This window comes from Streptomyces sp. NPDC051963, assembly GCF_044593495.1.
Taxonomy (GTDB): domain Bacteria; phylum Actinomycetota; class Actinomycetes; order Streptomycetales; family Streptomycetaceae; genus Streptomyces.
The window spans coordinates 186,648-204,086 of sequence record NZ_JBIUCC010000002.1 but is presented as its reverse complement, the minus strand read 5'-3'; the positions used below and the strand labels follow the sequence as shown (position 1 = coordinate 204,086).

At 68.4% G+C, this 17,439-nt stretch carries 15 protein-coding genes; 4 read left to right on the top strand and 11 right to left on the bottom strand.

Annotated features, from left to right (window positions below):
- Positions 1–21: 21 nt before the first annotated feature.
- The 5 genes from rpmA to ACIHFB_RS07400 all read right to left on the bottom strand — a co-directional run bounded on the left by rpmA (position 22) and on the right by ACIHFB_RS07400 (position 6,801).
- Positions 22–276 carry a 50S ribosomal protein L27 gene (gene rpmA, locus ACIHFB_RS07420; protein WP_030051735.1) on the bottom strand — a complete coding sequence of 85 codons (255 nt, stop codon included), beginning with the start codon at positions 274–276 and terminating at the stop codon, positions 22–24.
- A gap of 14 nt (positions 277–290) precedes the next feature.
- A complete protein-coding gene (gene rplU / locus ACIHFB_RS07415) occupies positions 291–611 on the bottom strand; it encodes a 50S ribosomal protein L21 (RefSeq protein WP_030601628.1) in 321 nt (106 codons plus the stop codon).
- Positions 612–838: 227 nt separating this feature from the next.
- Entirely contained in the window at positions 839–4,663 is a 3,825-nt protein-coding gene (locus tag ACIHFB_RS07410; protein WP_400125798.1) for a ribonuclease E/G, read from the bottom strand.
- 263 nt (positions 4,664–4,926) lie between these two features.
- Positions 4,927–5,691, bottom strand: coding sequence for a TIGR03936 family radical SAM-associated protein (locus tag ACIHFB_RS07405; protein WP_400125797.1), 765 nt, complete (start codon positions 5,689–5,691; stop codon positions 4,927–4,929).
- Positions 5,692–5,739: 48 nt separating this feature from the next.
- Complete coding sequence (locus ACIHFB_RS07400; protein ID WP_365279184.1) at positions 5,740–6,801, bottom strand: hypothetical protein; 1,062 nt, start codon at positions 6,799–6,801, stop codon at positions 5,740–5,742.
- Between the two features lie 176 nt (positions 6,802–6,977).
- Here ACIHFB_RS07400 and ACIHFB_RS07395 point away from each other — a divergent pair, with 176 nt between their 5' ends.
- Positions 6,978–8,591: a recombinase family protein gene (locus ACIHFB_RS07395; RefSeq protein ID WP_400125796.1), complete on the top strand. Its 1,614-nt coding sequence runs from the start codon at positions 6,978–6,980 to the stop codon at positions 8,589–8,591.
- A gap of 224 nt (positions 8,592–8,815) precedes the next feature.
- Positions 8,816–9,508: a hypothetical protein gene (locus ACIHFB_RS07390; RefSeq protein ID WP_400125794.1), complete on the top strand. Its 693-nt coding sequence runs from the start codon at positions 8,816–8,818 to the stop codon at positions 9,506–9,508.
- A 312-nt stretch (positions 9,509–9,820) separates the two neighbouring features.
- Here ACIHFB_RS07390 and ACIHFB_RS07385 read toward each other — a convergent pair whose 3' ends face one another.
- From ACIHFB_RS07385 to ACIHFB_RS07370, 4 genes are all read right to left on the bottom strand, one after another.
- The gene (locus ACIHFB_RS07385; protein WP_400126740.1) at positions 9,821–11,236 is read right to left on the bottom strand and encodes a replication initiator; all 1,416 of its coding nucleotides are present in this window, start codon (positions 11,234–11,236) and stop codon (positions 9,821–9,823) included.
- Between the two features lie 240 nt (positions 11,237–11,476).
- Positions 11,477–11,674, bottom strand: a complete 198-nt coding sequence (locus ACIHFB_RS07380) for a hypothetical protein (RefSeq protein WP_143638908.1) — start codon at positions 11,672–11,674, stop codon at positions 11,477–11,479.
- A complete protein-coding gene (locus ACIHFB_RS07375) occupies positions 11,671–12,975 on the bottom strand; it encodes an FtsK/SpoIIIE domain-containing protein (protein WP_400125792.1) in 1,305 nt (434 codons plus the stop codon). The genes ACIHFB_RS07380 and ACIHFB_RS07375 overlap by 4 nt, the downstream gene beginning before the upstream one ends.
- Positions 12,975–13,322: a hypothetical protein gene (locus ACIHFB_RS07370; RefSeq protein WP_400125790.1), complete on the bottom strand. Its 348-nt coding sequence runs from the start codon at positions 13,320–13,322 to the stop codon at positions 12,975–12,977. Before ACIHFB_RS07370 ends, ACIHFB_RS07375 begins: the two co-directional genes overlap by 1 nt.
- Positions 13,323–13,486: 164 nt before the next feature.
- On the opposite strand from ACIHFB_RS07370, the gene ACIHFB_RS07365 reads away from it, so the two are divergent.
- Positions 13,487–14,266, top strand: coding sequence for a GntR family transcriptional regulator (locus ACIHFB_RS07365; RefSeq protein WP_400125788.1), 780 nt, complete (start codon positions 13,487–13,489; stop codon positions 14,264–14,266).
- Between the two features lie 407 nt (positions 14,267–14,673).
- Here ACIHFB_RS07365 and ACIHFB_RS07360 read toward each other — a convergent pair whose 3' ends face one another.
- Together ACIHFB_RS07360 and ACIHFB_RS07355 are read right to left on the bottom strand one after the other, a co-directional pair.
- Positions 14,674–14,970, bottom strand: coding sequence for a hypothetical protein (locus ACIHFB_RS07360; RefSeq protein WP_400125787.1), 297 nt, complete (start codon positions 14,968–14,970; stop codon positions 14,674–14,676).
- A gap of 330 nt (positions 14,971–15,300) precedes the next feature.
- Complete coding sequence (locus tag ACIHFB_RS07355; protein WP_400125785.1) at positions 15,301–15,855, bottom strand: ATP-binding protein; 555 nt, start codon at positions 15,853–15,855, stop codon at positions 15,301–15,303.
- Between the two features lie 207 nt (positions 15,856–16,062).
- Between ACIHFB_RS07355 and ACIHFB_RS07350 the strand changes: the two genes are divergently transcribed.
- The gene (locus ACIHFB_RS07350; RefSeq protein ID WP_400125783.1) at positions 16,063–17,436 is read left to right on the top strand and encodes a sporulation protein; all 1,374 of its coding nucleotides are present in this window, start codon (positions 16,063–16,065) and stop codon (positions 17,434–17,436) included.
- Positions 17,437–17,439: the final 3 nt, after the last annotated feature.

Below are 17,439 nucleotides of genomic sequence, written 5' to 3'. Positions count from 1 at the left end.
CGCCTCGCGAAAAGCTTCCGATCAGGCGACCGGAACGATGTTCACGACCTTGCGGCCACGGCTGGTGCCGAACTCCACCGCACCGGCCTGCAGTGCGAACAGCGTGTCGTCGCCGCCACGGCCGACGCCCGCACCGGGGTGGAAGTGGGTGCCGCGCTGGCGGACCAGGATCTCGCCCGCGTTGACGACCTGACCGCCGAAGCGCTTCACGCCGAGGCGCTGAGCGTTGGAGTCACGACCGTTACGGGTGGACGATGCGCCCTTCTTGTGTGCCATCTCTCCTCAGTCCCTTACTTCGCAGCCGCGGGGATCTCAGTGACCTTGATCGCCGTGTACTGCTGGCGGTGGCCCTGACGACGGCGGTAGCCGGTCTTGTTCTTGTAGCGAAGGATGTCGATCTTGACGCCCTTGTGGTGGTCCACGACCTCGGCCTGGACCTTGATGCCGGCCAGCACCCACGGGTCGCTGGTGACAGCTTCGCCGTCGACAACGAGCAGGGTCGAGAGCTCGACCGTGTCGCCAACCTTGGCAGTGGAAATCTTGTCAACCTCAACGATGTCGCCGACAGCAACCTTGTGCTGGCGACCACCGCTGCGCACGATGGCGTACACGCGGATCTCACTCTCTCGCTCGGGAACGGCACCCCCGCAGTCCAGCCACCCGGCAGAGCGAGCAGCCTCTCCCGGCCGTCGTGCCCGGGAGGAAGAGGTTTACGGGGATGTGGCGCGCCATCTGGGGACACGCCGACGGTCAAGGTTACGGGCCCACGGCCGAACGGGTCAAACCGGGCCCGTCCGGTGTACGGCCGAGGTGATCGGCCGCACACCGGTGAAGGGTTCTAGCCCTCGTCTGCCGAAGCCGTGACGGACGGCAGCGTCTGCTGCGCCGCCGCCGTCTTCTTCGACGTCGACTTCGCGGCCTTCTTGGTGGCGGTGGTCTTCGCCGCCTTCTTGGCCGTCGTCTTCTTGGCCGCGGTCTTGGTGGCCGCCGTCTTCTTGGTGGCGGCCTTCTTCGCCGTGGCCTTCTTGGCCGTCTTACGGGCCGTCTTCTTGGCCGGAGCAGCCTCCTCGGCGCCCTCGGCCGCGACCTCGGCGGCGCCCTCCGCGGCCGACGGCACGACCATGACGGCCGTGTCCTCGGACGTGGTGGGCGCGGTGGCCTTGCGGACGGCACGGCGCCGCGGACGGGTCGGGGCCGAGCTCTCGGCGGGCGCCTCGGGCTGCTCGACGGGAGCCTCTTCGACCTGCGGCGCGGCCTCGGCGACCGTCACGACGGCAGCCTCGGCACCCGCGGGCGAACCGGCCGGCGCGGACACCTTGCGGGTCGCCCGACGACGCGTACGGCCCTTGGGCGCGGCCTCTTCGGCAGCCGGAGCCGCCTCGACGACCGGGTCCTCGACCGCGACCGGCTCGGCCTGCGCCTCGGCGGCCGACTCCGGCTGCACCGGACGCTCGACCTCGTCCTGCACGGACCGGGCCCCGCCCTTCGGCGAGCCCGCCGGAGCCGATGCCCGACGGCCGGCCCGGCGCCGCGAACGGCCGCCCCGCCCGACCGCGGCCTCCGCCTCGGCGACGCTGCTGTACAGCTCCTCGTCCACCGCGAACTCGGGGGCCGTCAGCGCGACCGGCTCGGCGACCTCGGCGGCCACCTCGGCCTCGCTCTCCGCCTCCTGCTCGGCGGTCTCGGCGCTCTCGACGACGGCCGCGGCCTCGTGCTCGTGCGCATGCCCGTCACCGCCACGGCCGCGCTTCCTGCGCTTGCCGCCGCCTCCGGTGGAGGTCGGCTGCTCCATGTGCACGATGACACCGCGGCCGTTGCAGTGGACGCAGGTCTCGGAGAAGGACTCCAGCAGCCCCTGTCCGACCCGCTTCCGGGTCATCTGGACCAGGCCCAGCGAGGTCACTTCCGCCACCTGGTGCTTCGTACGGTCCCGGCCCAGGCACTCGAGCAGGCGCCGCAGCACCAGGTCCCGGTTGGACTCCAGGACCATGTCGATGAAGTCGATGACGACGATGCCGCCCAGGTCGCGCAGCCGCAGCTGACGCACGATCTCCTCGGCCGCCTCCAGGTTGTTCCTGGTCACGGTCTCTTCGAGGTTGCCGCCCTGACCGGTGAACTTGCCGGTGTTGACGTCGATCACGATCATCGCTTCGGTCTTGTCGATGACCAGCGAACCGCCGCTGGGCAGCCAGACCTTGCGGTCGAGGGCCTTCATCAGCTGCTCGTCGATGCGGTACGTCGCGAAGACGTCGACCTCGCTCGTCCACTTCTGCAGCCGGTCCGCGAGGTCGGGCGCGACATGGGACACGTATCCGTGGACGGTCTCCCAGGCCTCGTCACCGCTGACGATGACCTTGGAGAAGTCCTCGTTGAAGATGTCGCGCACGACGCGGACGGTCATGTCCGGCTCGCCGTACAGCAGAGACGGTGCATTCGAGCTGCCGCCGCTCTTCGACTTCTTCTGGATGTCCTCCCACTGCCCCTGGAGCCGCTCGACGTCCCGGCGCAGCTCGTCCTCGCTCGCGCCCTCGGCGGCGGTGCGCACGATGACGCCCGCGTCCTCGGGGACGATCTTCTTGAGGATGGTCTTCAGCCGGGCCCGCTCGGTGTCGGGCAGCTTGCGGCTGATGCCGGTCATCGAGCCCTCGGGCACGTAGACCAGGTAACGGCCGGGGAGGGACACCTGGCTGGTGAGCCGGGCGCCCTTGTGGCCGATCGGGTCCTTCGTCACCTGGACGAGCACGGACTGACCGGACTTCAAGGCGGACTCGATGCGGCGCGGCCCGTTGGCCATGCCGAGCGCCTCGAAGTTGACCTCACCGGCGTAGAGCACCGCGTTGCGGCCCTTGCCGATGTCGATGAAGGCTGCCTCCATGGACGGCAGGACGTTCTGCACCTTGCCGAGGTAGACGTTGCCGACGTACGAGGTCGCCTGCTCCTTGTTGACGTAGTGCTCGACGAGCACGCCGTCCTCCAGGACGCCGATCTGCGTACGCTCACCGCTCTGCCGAACGACCATGACGCGCTCGACGGCCTCGCGGCGGGCCAGGAACTCGGCCTCGGTGATGATCGGAACGCGCCGGCGTCCCTGCTCACGGCCTTCCCGGCGGCGCTGCTTCTTGGCCTCCAGACGCGTGGAGCCCTTGATGGACTGCACCTCGTCGGACGGCTCGGCCTTCGGGCGGGGCTCGCGGACCTTGACGACGGTGCGCTCGGGGTCGTCCTCGGACGACTCGGGGGCGTCGCCACCGTCACCCGCGCGGCGCCGACGACGACGCCGGCGACGGCTGCTGCTGGAGCCGCCGGACCCGCCGCCCTGCTCCTCGCGGCCCTCGGCCTCGTCCTCGTCTTCCTCGGCCTGCTCTGCGGTGTCCTCGGTGTCCTCGGCGTCCTGCGCGGACTCCTCGGACTCCTCCGACTCGTCCTCGCCACCCGACTCCGCGGACTCACCACGGCGACGGCGACGGCCACCACGGCGACGCCTGCGGCGCGATCCGGTCTCCTCCGCCTCGTCGCCCTCTACGGCATCCTCGGCCTGCTCCTCGGCCTCGTCCGCCGCTTCCTCCACGGCGGTCTCGGCGGCAGCCTGCGGCTCGGTCTCCTCGCCGAAGGCGGCACCCCGGCGGCGACGCCGACGACGCGCACCGGCCTGCTCCTCCGGGAACTCCTCGGTCTCCACGACCTCGGACTCGGCAGCCGCCTCGGCAGCAGCACGCTCGGGAGTCTGGAACCTCGGCTCGGTGAAAACGGGCGCCTGGAACATCGGCGCGACGAGCCGCCTGGGCCGACGCGAGTCTTCCTCCTCGCCCTCGGCGGCCTCCGACCCGGCAGGCTGCGCGGGCTCGGCGAACCCGACGGCGGCCGAACGCACGGCCCGCCGACGCGAACGCCGGGACGCGGCGCCTTCGGCGGGTGCTTCAGCGGCCGGGGACTCGCCCGCGGGCTCCTCGGCGGCAGCGGGCTCGGACACGGCGGCGGGAGCGGCGGCCTCTTCGGCAGCGTCACCGGCGGTCACCCGCCGGGTGGCACGCCGACGCGAACGACGCGGAGCGGCCTCCTCGGCGACCTCCACGACCTCAGCGGCCTCGGCAGGCTCTGCCTCGGTACTCTCGACGGCGTCGGCAGCAGGCGCAGCGGTCTCAGTGGCTTCCTCGGCCGCGGGGGCGGCGGCAGGCGCGGTCACCCGCCGGGTGGCACGGCGACGCGTACGACGCGGAGCGGCCTCCTCGGCGACTTCCTCGGCCTCGGCCGGCTCCGCCACCTCGACGGCGGGCGCGCTCTCGGCGGCCGCCACCACGGTCTCGGCAGCCTCGGCCGCCAGCGGGGAACCGACAGGCGCCGACGCACGGCGGACGGCACGACGACGCGTACGCCCGGCGGGCGCAGCCGTCTCCACGGCCTCAACAGGCTTCTCGGCCTCAGCGGCCTCTTCAGCCGCTTCGATGTCCTCGGTGTCTTCGGTCACGTCACTCACGACGCTCGCCTCGGTCACAGCGGCCGGTATGGCCGGCGCGACGGTCTCCGCCGTGGCATCGGAGGTGCCCGCGGGCGGCCCCGCCGGGCGGGAAGCGGCACGGCGCCGACGACGCGGCGGCAGTGTGTCGCTCGGAGTGTTCGGTTCGGAGTCCGTCACGGACTCATTGGGTTCGGTCGGTTCGAGCATGCGGGCGTTTCTCCCGTCAGGCTCCCGGGCGCCGCACCTGGTCCGGCTTGGATGCCGGTGACGTCCGCGGCTCGCGCGATGCGCGGTGCCGCCGTCCGGGGCGCGGGCGCCGCACGGGAGCTCTCTGTGTCCTGTCTCGCCGGTTCCGTACACCGAGTTGCGTACGGCCTGGCGAAAGTCTTCTGGTCGGTTCGCTGCCCGACCCAGGTGGCTCCCGAGTACAAGGGCGGCGCTACGACGTACGTCCCTACGCGGGACCTTCCTTACGCCGACGCCTTCGCGGCGGCAGACGGTTCGGCCATGTTGGGGGCCTTGTCTGCCTCGCGGTCGGGCGCGAGCGGGTCGGTCACCGTGCCTGTCTCTTCATCGAACAGCCCCTGCGCCAGCCTGGTCACCGCTACGGGGACCGGCGGCGCCAGGTCGGCCACGGCGCGGAGACCGGACAGGACGTCGTCGGGTCGAACGGCAGGCGTCACGTGCCGAACAACCAGCCGCAGTATCGCACAGGGCTGGTCGGTCGGCCTATCAGCAGCCGAACTGTGCGTTTCCAGGTTTACGACCGCGGGGCGGGCGTCGAAGGTCCGTAGGCCGTTCTTCGTCCTGCGCTGGACCTCGACGGACTCGGCGGTGATGAAGGCCCGGGCGGCGCGCTCGGCGTCGACCTGGTCCACTCCGTCGAGCCGCAGCTCCCACACGGAAGCCGTGAGCCGGTCGGCGAGCCCCGAGATCCGGGCCTCGACCGCCTCGACGACATCGAGCCCGGGAGGCATCGACTCATCGAGCAGAACCCTCAGCTTCTCCGGGTCACGCACCTCGGTGAGCGCGATCTCCAGATACTCCGCCTCACTGCCCGTGCCGGTGGGTGCGGCATTGGCGTACGACACCTTCGGATGCGGCGTGAACCCCGCCGAGTACGCCATCGGCACCTCGGCACGGCGCAACGCACGCTCGAAAGCGCGCTGGAAGTCACGGTGGCTGGTGAACCGGAGGCGGCCGCGCTTGGTGTAGCGCAGTCGGATGCGCTGCACCGCGGGTGCGGGCGGCGGGCCTTCGGGCTGTCGCTTGCCCAGTGTCGTTCAGTCCTTCGTGAGAGCGGTCGTACTACTACCAAGAGTACGTGTCTCGGCGCCCTCAGGTTCCCGCCGGGCGACCGCTTCCCTCTCCCGCGACTCACCGAACAGCATCCGCCGGAAGTCGGCCCGGGCCTGCCGTACGGAATCCCGCGCGGCGTCCAGCGCCTGCCGGGCGACTCGCCCCACACTGCGCGCGGCCTCGGCGGCGGGCCGCAGCACGGCGTCCCGCACGACGTGTCCCACCGGAGTCAGAACGCTCCGGTACACCCACCGCACCGGCTCGACGAAGATCCACCGGAAGAGGGTCCCGAGGAACCGCCCCACGGCCAGCGAGATCCGCCCTGCGACCCGCCACGCATGCCCGAGCGCCTCCCCGACCTCCCGCGCGATGACGCCGAGCACCCGCCCGACGGGCACGAGGACGTACCGCCACAGCGCGAGCACGGGCAGCACGAGCAGAATCCGCGCGGTCCAGTACAGGGCCGCACCGACCCCCGTGAAGATCATGCCGAGGACCCACAGAATCCCGTTCCAGCACCACGCGACCGCCCGTCCGACGGGCGCGAGGACCCACTCGTACAGCCAGAGAGCGGGCACCACGAGCAGATACCGCACCAGCCAGGCCACGACGCCGTACACGCCGACCCCGAGGGGCGTGAGCAGACGCTCGTAGACCCACCGGAGACCGCTCCCGATCCCCCGCGCGACCCAGGCGACGGCATGCCCGACGGGAGTCAGCACATACCGGTACGCCCACCCGCACGGGACGACGACGAGCATCTTCCCGATCCACCCGAGCGCCTTGCCGAGGGGCACGACGACATACCGCCACAGCCCCACGAACGGCCACACGAAGACCGCCCGCCCCACCCACAGCAACGCCCGCCCGAGCGGCCGGAACAGCGCGTCGTTCAGGAACCGCCCGGCGACGACGAGCCCGTCCCACACCATCCGCACCGGCACGACCAGCACAAGCACCACGATCCGCACGGGAATCCGAATCGCGACGACAAGGCACCCCTCAGGGTTGCTGTGCTGCGGCGGGGGCGACTTCTCGAGATCCATACCGTCGTAGACGCCTCAACACCCCATACGGATGCAGCTCAGTGAGCGTGCCCGCTCCCGGACGGCTGCTTCACCGTCAGAGGCAGGAGCTTCTTCCCCGTAGGTCCGATTTGAATGGAAGTGTCCATTTGCGGGCATATGGACACGGGTTTATATCCATCTCTACGGTCGTGTGTATGGGGACACATACACGCAAGCGCACAGCAGCCGACCAGAGGCAGTACTCAGTCGAGGCAGAGTGGACTGACGCGGATCGCGCACTCCTAAAGGAGCTGAAGCAGGCGGAGGCCTTGTTACCCGAGGACGCCCCTCGGGCCCTCTTATCCATCCGCCTGTCTGTACTGACGGACGAAACAACGTCCCCGGTACGGCAGGAGCTTGACCTTCGCATCCTGGCGAGGGAGCGCGGCTGTCGAGTCGTCGGCGTCGCCTCGGACCTGAACGTGTCAGCGACGAAGGTTCCGCCATGGAAGAGGAAGGAACTCGGGGACTGGCTGAACAACCGTTCCCCCGAGTTCGACGAGCTTCTGTTCTGGAAGCTCGACCGCTTCGTACGCCGCCTCTCCGACCTCTCGACGATGATCGAGTGGAGCCTGAAGCGCGGGAAGAACCTGGTCTCGAAGAACGACAGCCTCGACCTCACGACGACAGCCGGGAAGATCATGGTCACGATCATCGGCGGCATCGCCGAGATCGAGGCTGCCAACACCTCTACCCGAGTCACGAGCCTGTGGGACTACGCGAAGACTCAAGAAGACTGGATCATCGGCAAGCCGACGTACGGATACGTCACGGGCGAGGACGACTCGGGGAAGTTCGGTCTCGTCATCGACCCCGAGGCGCACAAGGCGTTGCACTGGGCTCGACGCATGGCACTTCGAGGACGCTCCGCCCGGTTCATGGTGCGCTGCCTGAAGCGGTCCGGCCTCATGAGCCAGGGCCTCACCGTGGCCACTCTCCACCGCCGGCTCCGTAACCCCGCGCTCCTCGGCTACCGAGTAGAAGAGGACAAGCAGGGAGGGCAACGACGCTCGAAGCCGATCCTCGGCAAGGACGGCAGGCCCATCATGGTGGCCCCGCCAATCTTCACCGAGGAGGAGTTCGAAACCCTCGGCGCAGCTCTCGACAAGCGCAAGAAGAACCAGCCTCCGCGCCGTGTCGGTGGAGCGACTCAGTTCCTCGGCGTCCTCTTGTGCGCGGACTGCAAGACGAACCTGACCGTGCAGATCACGAACAACGGGTTCGGGACGTACCACTACCTACGGTGCCGCAACTGCAAGAGCGGTGGACTGGGCGCCCCCAACCCCAACCTGGTCTACGAGCGCCTCGTGGAGGACGTACTCAAGGTTCTCGGGGACTTCCCCGTACAGGTTCGTCAGTACGCCGAGGGTGCCGAGGTACGGCGGGAGATCAAGCGCCTTCAAGGGTCAATCGCCCTCTACATGAAGGAACTCGAACCCGGAGGCCGGTACACGAAGACCCGGTTCACGACGGAGCAAGCAGAGTCGACGCTCGACAAGCTCATTGCGGAGCTCGAAGCCATCGACCCCGAGACGGCGAAGGACCGATGGGTCCACGTCCACGGCGGGAAGACCTTCCGCGAGCACTGGCAGGAAGGCGGCATGGAAGCCATGGCCGCAGACCTGTATCGAGTCGGCATCCGGTGCGAGGTCACGCGCACGAAGGTGCCGAAGGTGCGGGCTCCGAAGGTTCATCTCCGGTTGCTGATCCCGAAGGACGTGCGCGAGCGGCTTGTGATCCGAGAGGACGACTTCGCGGATGCGCTCTGATCGGCAGGTTGGAGGACTCCGTGTCTGGTACGGGCAGGGCACTCGCTGCGCTCTGCTGAAGGTTCATGACGTATGACGAGACGGGATGGCCGCGACCGTGATGGGCCACAGCTCGGCATCCTCGCAGAACCTCTCCGAGAGAGTTCGCGTAAGACCTCAAGTCGCCGCGCGCTCAGTGCCATCATGAGACCGATACCGATACCGATGCGACGTCGGGGGGGACCATGGGCATAGCGGATCGTGTGACAGCGTTCGGCGGAGATCCGACGGACGACATCTACAAGAACTTCTACGAGCCCAGGCTGAAGAAACTAGGTCTCACCCGGGACCAACTGCAGAACCAGTCACTCACGGAATTGCAATCGTCTCTGACGACGATCAACCACGCCATTGAGCACCCCGAGTCTTTCGGCGTGTTCAACGTGGAGATGACCGCCAAATCCGGCAATATCGTTGGACTGATCAGCACCCAGCAGAACGCGCATATTCAGGTGGGGATCCTTCCGGTCCTCCTGGAACTGAAAGCGTTCATCTTGGAGCGTATCAATACGCTGCGCCCCGCAGCTCAAGTACGGGATTTCCGTCGGGAAGTCACCAACACAGTTACTGACCCGGAGATGCGAGACCACCTGCTGAAGGCCCTCGACGAACGGGCAGCTAAGGAGCAAGCCTATTCATCGAAAATAGAGGAAGAGGCAGAGAAGAACACCGAGCTGTTGAGGGAACTTTCACACCTCAGAGAGCTGATGTCGGTCAAGTTCGAGAGCCGCCTGAACAATCTTGAAGATTTGACCAAGAGAATTGACTCCGAGAAGACCAGTAAATTCGAGGCAGTCACCATCACCACCACCATCCTGGCCGCTCTCGGCGGATTGGCGGGGCTGATTCTGGCCATCGTCCGATGGGCGACAGGCTGATGAGCACTTCTCGAAGACCGCGTAGGCGATGCCGACAGGTCGAACGCAGTAACTCATCCGGCACCAGCCATACGACGATCCCCGCCCGCGTGCAGGCGAACCAATCCGCCAAATGAGATGACCTGTAGTAGACAAGTTGAGAACTTGCCTCATGACCTCACGTGAACCACGTCGCGGGATCGAACGGTTGCTCATCACCGTTGCTGTCCACGATCACGATCTCGCTCTCGATCATGTCGTCGTCCTCAGCAGCCGTCGCACGAGGTAAGGGGGCCTTGCACGGAGGTTTGGCTTCACGGTCCGATGCAGCGGCTATCGGCTCCACTCCCTCTCTTGCCTCAACTCCACGTGAAGCCGCCGCGACTGTTCGAGATCTTCCGCGACCCCAGCCGCGATCAGGGCAGCCCCGGGTGTGTGGCCGGAGCCGACGTAGCGCCAGTGCCGATCGGTGACCGTGTCGGAGATGTCGGCGTGGCCCACGTGGTGGGCGCGCTCAGCGCGCAGCGCCGCGTATGTCGTCGAGTAGGCGCGGGATTTGGTGAGGATGTGGCCCCGGTAGCCGAGGGTGTGAGCCCAGGTGCGGAGGCGGAGGGGCGCATACTCGGGCAGGCCGCCGAGGCGCCACGAAGTCCGCATGAGATTGCGGACGTGTTCGCTGACGGGAGCCGACTCGATGTTCGCCCACGTGGTAAGCGGGTAGTCGGTGCCAGCGCCTGTCTCGCTCGCGCCCTTGGTGACGTACTTGGCCACGTATGCGGCGACTGCGTCATCCTCGGGTTCGTCCCCGTTGGCGTACAGCGGCCGGACGTCGACCTGGGCGCCCCAGCACAGTGCCAGCTCACCCAGGGCGGGGCTGTAGGGCGTGTGGACCACAACGCGCCGGGCGGAGGCGCGCGCAGCGTCGATGAGAAGTTCCGCAGTGCCCCAGCCCGGGGGTTCGTCGTCAGGTCCGGCCGGACCGTCGAGGCGGACCACAGCGTGCACGTGAACAGCCGCCCGCTTCTGGTACTCGGCCACACGGGCAAAGGACAGTCGGGCGTGCTGTGCAAAGCGGGACTGTACAAGTCCGACCGAGGAGGCGAGGCGCCGCCGGACGTCGATGACGAAGCGGTCCCACAGCTTGGCGGCGTGCGCGTGCCACAGCACGTGGGTGTTGTAGTCGTAGCAGTCGGCACAGAGCGGTTGACCGACGATCGACCCGTCCGGGGTATGCACGGCACCGCAGCCGAGAGGGCGCCCGTGTTCGCATACGCCGCGATCACGGCGGGGGCGACACAGCTCCCCGGCACGGTGCACCGGGCCAAAGGACGGGGCGGTCAGGGTGACGAAGAGCCGAGGCCGATGCCGCACCGTCGCGGGGACGCTCTTGCCGCCGAGGAGACCGGCGCGGACGAGGTGGAAGGTATCCCCGGCATGGAGCCGGGAGCAGGCCGGGCAGACGGTCGCGCGTCTGTTGCGGCAGCGGACGAGGAGGCGTTCGCCGGGCTCATCGCGGGTGTCGTAGTGGTGGAGAATCTCGCCGGTTGTGCCGTCGAGGGTGGTAGTGGAGCCGGAGAGATGGATGGGGTGGGAGCAGCCGCCGGTGGCGGTGATCTGCTCCAGCCAGCACGGGAACTTGGGGTCTTGGGCGATGCGGATGGCGTCGCGGTCTGCTTCGGAGAGCTGGCGTAGGCGCGCCGCGCGGTCGAGGACGGCGCGCCTGCCGGCCGGGGTTGAGTCCGGGGTGATGGTGGTGACCTTCCGGGGTGGGCCGCCGTAGCGGCACGGGCGACGGGTGGTGGCGCGTGGTCGGTCATGTGGTCGCTCCCTTGCTGATCAGGTGTGGTGTGGGTGGTTCAGCGGATGGTTCCGGTGCCCCGGCAGACGCGGCAGCGGCGCAGCCGTCCGGTCCAGGTCCTGCGGGCCCCGTCGCCCTTGCAGTTCGGGCACCTCACGCGAGGCATAGGCATGGCTGGTGTGCCTCTCTGCTCAGGTGTGGGAGAAGCCGCTGATCACCCAGGTGACGAGCCCATGCACGGTGAAGATCACGGGTGTCTGGCCGAGGTAGACGCCGAACAGGCCGACGCAGACTGCTTCCCAGGCGCGCACATCGCGGGAGCGGACGAGGAGGACGGTGATGATCCCGAAGATCACCGCGAACGTGAACGCTGTACCTTCGCTGATCACTTGTCGTCTCCTTCCAGCGCCGCAAGAGCGCGGTCTATGGCGGGCAGTTCGGGTGTCATGGCTGCGTGTTTCCTGGTGACCGACACGGCCTCTTCTGTCGGCGTGAGGTGCGATCGGGCACGGCTCCAGCCGCCGTCCGGGCCGGTGCAGACGGCCACGCCCCGTTCCTCCGCCGTGATCGACTGAGCGACGGCCACCGCGTCCTTGTTCAGGTCGCCCAAGGTCATCTCGGCTGTGCCGGGATCGTTGACCCGGTGGCAGATCCGGCCGCCGAGCTGAGCGCGCAGCGCGGTGACGCCGGAGCCGAGATCAGAGCCGACACGCTGTCCGGCGACAACCAGATGCAGGCCGAGTGCGGCACCGAGCTGGGCCAGCCGCAGCAGGAGCGTGGAGCACTGTTCGGCCTCCGCCTTGCTGTCGCGCCTGCCGTCCGAGAGGTACAGCTCCGCGATCTCGTCGACGATCACGACCACCGGTATCGGCCGCAGCTTGTCCGGCAGTTCCCAGATCGAGCGGACACCGGCCGAGCGGCACGCGGCCATCCGGTCCTGCATGTCGACGACGAGCGCGCTCAGGATGGCGACCGCCTCGCGCCGAGAGGTGGCCAGCGCGCTCAGCCGCCCGGCGAACAGGCCGAGTTCCATGCCGCCCTTGCAGTCGATGCCGACCAGGGCGACCGGCTGCGGCGCAAGCTGAGTGATCAGCCGGGCCAGCAGGGTGGACTTGCCCGACCGGGTGGCCCCGGCGATCAGCCAGTGCGGGACCAGGCGCAGGTTCATCACCCAGGCCCCGCCGGACTCCAGTGCGCCGATGAGCGCGGACAGCAGCTCGACGGGAGCCGTGGCTAAGCCAGGCCGCTGAAGCGGATCACTGGCCGTGGCCGTCAGGAGCACCAGGCCGCGTTCCGGCGAGGTGACCCGCACCGCGTGCACCTTCCACGCGTGTACGAGCGCGTCGGCCGCCTTCATGTACGTCGCCGGGGTCTGGCCCGCGTGCAGCCGCACCGCCACGGTCAGGCCCAGGCGGGTAGCCCGGGGGAACGAGATACGCGGGGCCACCGGCCGCAGCGGATCGCCCTTGACCACGAGGTCGCCGAGCAGCCCGCGCGGAGGCCGGCGGGACACGGCCAGGTCGTTGAGCATGGCGACCTTGCGCCAGGTGAACAGCACCCGGCACGCGGTCACCGGGTACCCGGCGAGGCACCAGTGCCAGGCCGGGTGGTGCCGACGCAGCAGGTCACCGACGACGAGCACCCACGCCAGCAGCGCGAGCCCGAAGGCGAACACGATCGGTCCGGTCATCACGCGCCACCGCCCTTGCCCTGCACGGCAGTTGTGTGTATGGGCGTGATGGCGTCGGCGCGGAAGCTGACGCCGTGCCGGTCGCCCATCGACCAGGCGAACGCCATCAGTCCGGTGACCTTGACGATCTGGCCTTCCTCGATGCCCTTCGGCTCACCGCTCACGGCGATCTCGATCACGGAGATACGCCGCCGGTCCTGCCGCACGGTGACGGCCACGGTGTAGACCGGGTTGCCGTCCCGGTCCCTCTTCACCTCCTGTGTCTCGGGGTTGGTCATCTTCTGTTCGGGCGCGATGGCGCACCGCAGTACGCCGAGCCGCGCCGTGTCCACGGGTATGGACTGCATTTCGTTGGCCTCCCTGGCCAGTTGGGACCCCAGCCTGATACTGACGTCACTTGTCCTAACGAGTTATGACTATGAGCCTCTGTACGGCGAGGGTGCAAGTACTTATGCTGACGAGTGATGTCGCGCGTGCGACGTGCCTACGACCTCAACCCGGAGAAGCCGCCATGTCGGAGATCCAGCGCCCCGGAGCCCTCTACCAGCAGGTGGCCGCCGCCATCCGCGAAGCGATCCTCTCGGGCGAGTTCACACCCGACAGCCTGCTGCCGTCCGAGGCCCAGCTCATGGCCCGCTACCAGGTGTCCCGGCCAACGGTCCGCAACGCGATCGCGGCCCTGCGCGCGGAAGGGCTGATCGACGTCCGCCACGGCAAGGGCAGCTTCGTCCGCTCCGACGGACAGCCCTCCCTCACCCTCGAACGCCGCATCAGCCGCACCGCCGAGGGCAAGTTCGTGATGCCCAACGGCGACATCTGGCAAGAGTCCGAGGAACCGAGCACCTACCGCACCCACACCACGAAGGACACCGGCCGCCTCCTCCAACTCAACGAGGAAGAAGCCCTGTTCGGCTGCGACCGACTGCTCATCGACCCGAGCACCGGGACACGTGCCATGCACCGCACATTGATCCCCTTCGCGACCGCCGAAGCCGTTCCGTTCCTCGCCGAGGAGCCATGCAAGCGCCCGGCCGCGATCTACCGGCTGCTCACCCAGGACGGACACAAGCTGACGTGGACCGAGACGGTACGCGCGCACATGCCGCTGCCCGACGAGCGCACCGCCCTGCGCCTCCCGGACGCGACGCCGATCCTGCACGTCACTCGTGTCACGCACGCTGCCGACGATCACCCGCTGTTCCTCGAAGAACTGCGCTTCGGCGCGGACCGTGCCGAACTCGCCTACCGGATCACCGCCGACAAGCAGCCCGCCCGACGTACCCGCGCCTGAGCGCCAACGCGCATCGGTCGAAACCGCCTTCACTTCCTCAAGGGCGCGCCTGCGGCGCGCCGGGCCGCCCGGCCGCCCCGGCCGGGCGTGCGGCGTGGCCGCCGGTCCCGTCCGGTCGGCGAGCGCCCCGCACCGCAGCACGCCCAAGGAGTCGAGGCAGCGACCGGCCGTCGCAGGCCGGGGCATTGGTGGCTGGGGGTCGACGGCCTCCGAGACTTTAGGCAGCTCCCATGGGGCGAGCCTCGAAGAACAGGGGGCCGATCGAGCTATTGCGGGCAGCTCCAAGGACTGCCCGATCCGCTGGCGAGCGTAAGGCCCCCTGTTCACTCGCCCCATGGCAGCTACCGCCCAAAGTCTCTGCGGCCGGCGACGTGCCCACGTGCGCCGCCCACCAGGGAAAACGCCCCTCATGCTGCACCGCCGTCGCCGTCCGCGTGCGTCTCCAGGAGCTGAGCGAGCCGGTCCACGGCATCCGGCCAGCCCGCCAGCCGTACGACGCCCCGCCCTTCCTCGTTCGTCGAGGCCACGGCCCGTACGGCGGACAGCTCCAGCCCCGCGGCCAGGAGCGCGCGGTTCAACCGGTCAGCAGCCTCCCGTGCATCGCGCCAACCCTCGATGTAGTCGACGCCGGACACCCACAGGCCGGAGTCCATGCCCGTGACGTCGAGACCATCGCTCAGCCAGTCCTCACCCGCGCCAGTCACCTTGCCCACCTCTGCTCTGATCTAGGTAACGGATCGTCAACTTCCTGTGACCAGAGCCGAAATGCAGCACGACGGCCCCGGTACCATCAGGCACCGGGAACCGCCGTGTTCCCAGCCGGGCCACCCTTCGCTTTCCAGGGCTGATGGGGTGGCCCGGTCTCGGTATGAGGTTGTGAAGCGCGCCCCCTCGCTCGGGAGGGGAGCTCCCGGGGCGTCCGAGGAGCCGCGCCCCTTCGGTCGGAGTGGTCAAACTCCGACCCGTTACCGGGCCGCCGCCCGCTCCCGATCGCGAGGGAGCAGAGCAACGACACCGCGGCGACCCGGCGTCTGTCAGGCCAAGTAATCGGCCCTCAACTGATCGAGATCGAAGCGGCACCACACGGTCTTGCCACCTCTGATCCCGGGCGACCACCACACCGACTCCGCCAGCCGCTGAGCGATGAACAGCCCGCGCCCTCTGTCCGGCAACATCGCTTCGACGAAGTCGCCCGCCAGCTCGGGCGAAACAAAATCGCCAGGCGGAAGGTCAGGAGGTGTCGAGTCCTCATCCGTGACACCGAGAACCAGCACCTCAGGCCACGTCATCAAGGTCACGTCGATGCGCCGTCCGGCGCCCGGCTGCGACAGACGGTTGTCGGGCACCGCGTGATGCACGACGTTGCCGACCAGTTCCGACACCACGAGCTGTGCGGCATCGACCGCATGCGGCAGTCCCCAGGTCTGGAGATAGGAACTGACCATGTCCCGCGCAGCTTTGGCACAGTCCGGCGATTCGGCGTAGACCGTCAGGGAACGGAAGTGCCCGTTCGCCGGGTCGTAGATTGAGCGACTCGAAGCGCGCACTGTCGGGGTGTTCGCTGCGTGTTTGCTCTGCTGTGCTTTCACCGCGTTCCCTCCCGAACACTGACGGGCTCTGTAGCCCGCCGATCTGTGCAGACCAGTGAACGGCGCAGGACGTCCAGCCGGGAGAGTTCACCAGGGGGTTCGCGTGAACACCGGCAAAGGCAAAGGGGGTTCGCGAATGAACCCCCCAGCGCGTTACTGCTGTGACACGATGAACACTCGCCGTCATTCTCGGGTTGGCAGGGGAGCATGAGCCGAGAGCCGAACGCGCAGTTAAATGCCGTCCTGGACGAAGCGAAGGTCTCGAACAAGGGCCTCGCGAAGCGCATGCAGGACGCCGCCGCCCACCGCGGCATCAGCCTCGGAACAACCCACGTCTCCGTACAGCGATGGCGGGACGGCGCGGGCATCCAACCGCAGACAGCGGCAATCATGGCGGACGTATTGAGCACCAAGCTGGGCCGCCGCATCACCCCAGGCGATCTAGGGTTCTTCGACCACGCGCGGCCGGCCGCGCCACAGCCGGTTGGCTACCCGAGCACCGTCCCCGATGTCCTCTCCAGGCTGGGGAGCCTCGCCGACGAACGCACCGAAACCCCTTCGCCCGGACAACTGGTCATCGCGGACGCCGACCTCAGCTCAGCCGTTCTGTCATGGATGATCGCGCGCCCCGACGGCCTCCTGACCGACAGACCCGCTAGCCAACGCATCGGCATGCGCGACGTGCGCGCGATCAGGGACGCAGCGGGCATGTTCATGCAGCTCGACTTCAAGTACGGCGGAGGCCACGGCCACAAGGCCTTGCGCCACTACTTCCGCCACGAAGTCCTGCCCCTGCTGGACGCCAGCTACAGCGAGAGGGTGGGCACCGCGTTATTCGGCGCCGCCGCCGAGGTCTCCCAACTGCTCGCGTGGACCGCGTACGACACCGGAAACCACCGACTCGCCCACCGCTACCTCACGTCCACGCTGCGTCTGACACAGGTCACCGGCGACCGCATGTTCGGCGCCCGCATCCTCACCAACCTCAGCCACCAGGCCAACTATCTCGGCAACCACGCCCAGGCCATCCAACTGGCACGCGCCTCCCTGGAAGGAGGCAAGGGCAAAGCGACACCCCGCGCCATGTCCCTCTTCGCAGCCCACGAGGCCCGCGCACTGTCCAACGCCGGAGATGCCATCGGTGCCGGCCGAGCCATGAACGAGGCTGAGCGCTACTTCGAGCGAGCCGACACCGCCACCGACCCGGAGTGGCTCAGCTACATGAACGCCGCGGAACTCGAAGGCGAGATCTGCCACTGCCTCCGCGACCTCAAGCAGCGCCGCGAAGCCGTCGCATACGCCCAACGCGCCGTGGACAGCACCGACCCCAAGTACGCCCGCACCCTCGGGTTCTGCCGCATGGTGCTCGCCCAAAGCCAGCTACTTAACGGCGAGTTGGAAGCAGCCGTCACCACCGCAAGCCTTGCGGTCGACGGCGGCGACTCCCTCCAGTCCTCCCGCTTCCAGCGCTATGTGACCGACTTCCAGAACGAGGTCAGCGTCCACGCGACGAACCCCACTGTGGCTGCCTTCAACGACCAGGTGCACGACGCACTCGCCCGCCTGGACGACGACGAGTAGCGG

What these genes read in the sequence shown, in the direction of transcription:
- ACIHFB_RS07400 (WP_365279184.1), bottom strand. Translation starts at nt 6,801, where the DNA reads ATGGATCTCGAGAAGTCGCCCCCGCCGCAGCACAGCAACCCTGAGGGG.
- rpmA (WP_030051735.1), bottom strand. Translation starts at nt 276, where the DNA reads ATGGCACACAAGAAGGGCGCATCGTCCACCCGTAACGGTCGTGACTCC.
- ACIHFB_RS07375 (WP_400125792.1), bottom strand. Translation starts at nt 12,975, where the DNA reads ATGACCGGACCGATCGTGTTCGCCTTCGGGCTCGCGCTGCTGGCGTGG.
- ACIHFB_RS07395 (WP_400125796.1), top strand. Translation starts at nt 6,978, where the DNA reads ATGGGGACACATACACGCAAGCGCACAGCAGCCGACCAGAGGCAGTAC.
- ACIHFB_RS07350 (WP_400125783.1), top strand. Translation starts at nt 16,063, where the DNA reads ATGAGCCGAGAGCCGAACGCGCAGTTAAATGCCGTCCTGGACGAAGCG.
- ACIHFB_RS07410 (WP_400125798.1), bottom strand. Translation starts at nt 4,663, where the DNA reads ATGCTCGAACCGACCGAACCCAATGAGTCCGTGACGGACTCCGAACCG.
- ACIHFB_RS07365 (WP_400125788.1), top strand. Translation starts at nt 13,487, where the DNA reads ATGTCGGAGATCCAGCGCCCCGGAGCCCTCTACCAGCAGGTGGCCGCC.
- ACIHFB_RS07390 (WP_400125794.1), top strand. Translation starts at nt 8,816, where the DNA reads ATGGGCATAGCGGATCGTGTGACAGCGTTCGGCGGAGATCCGACGGAC.
- ACIHFB_RS07370 (WP_400125790.1), bottom strand. Translation starts at nt 13,322, where the DNA reads ATGCAGTCCATACCCGTGGACACGGCGCGGCTCGGCGTACTGCGGTGC.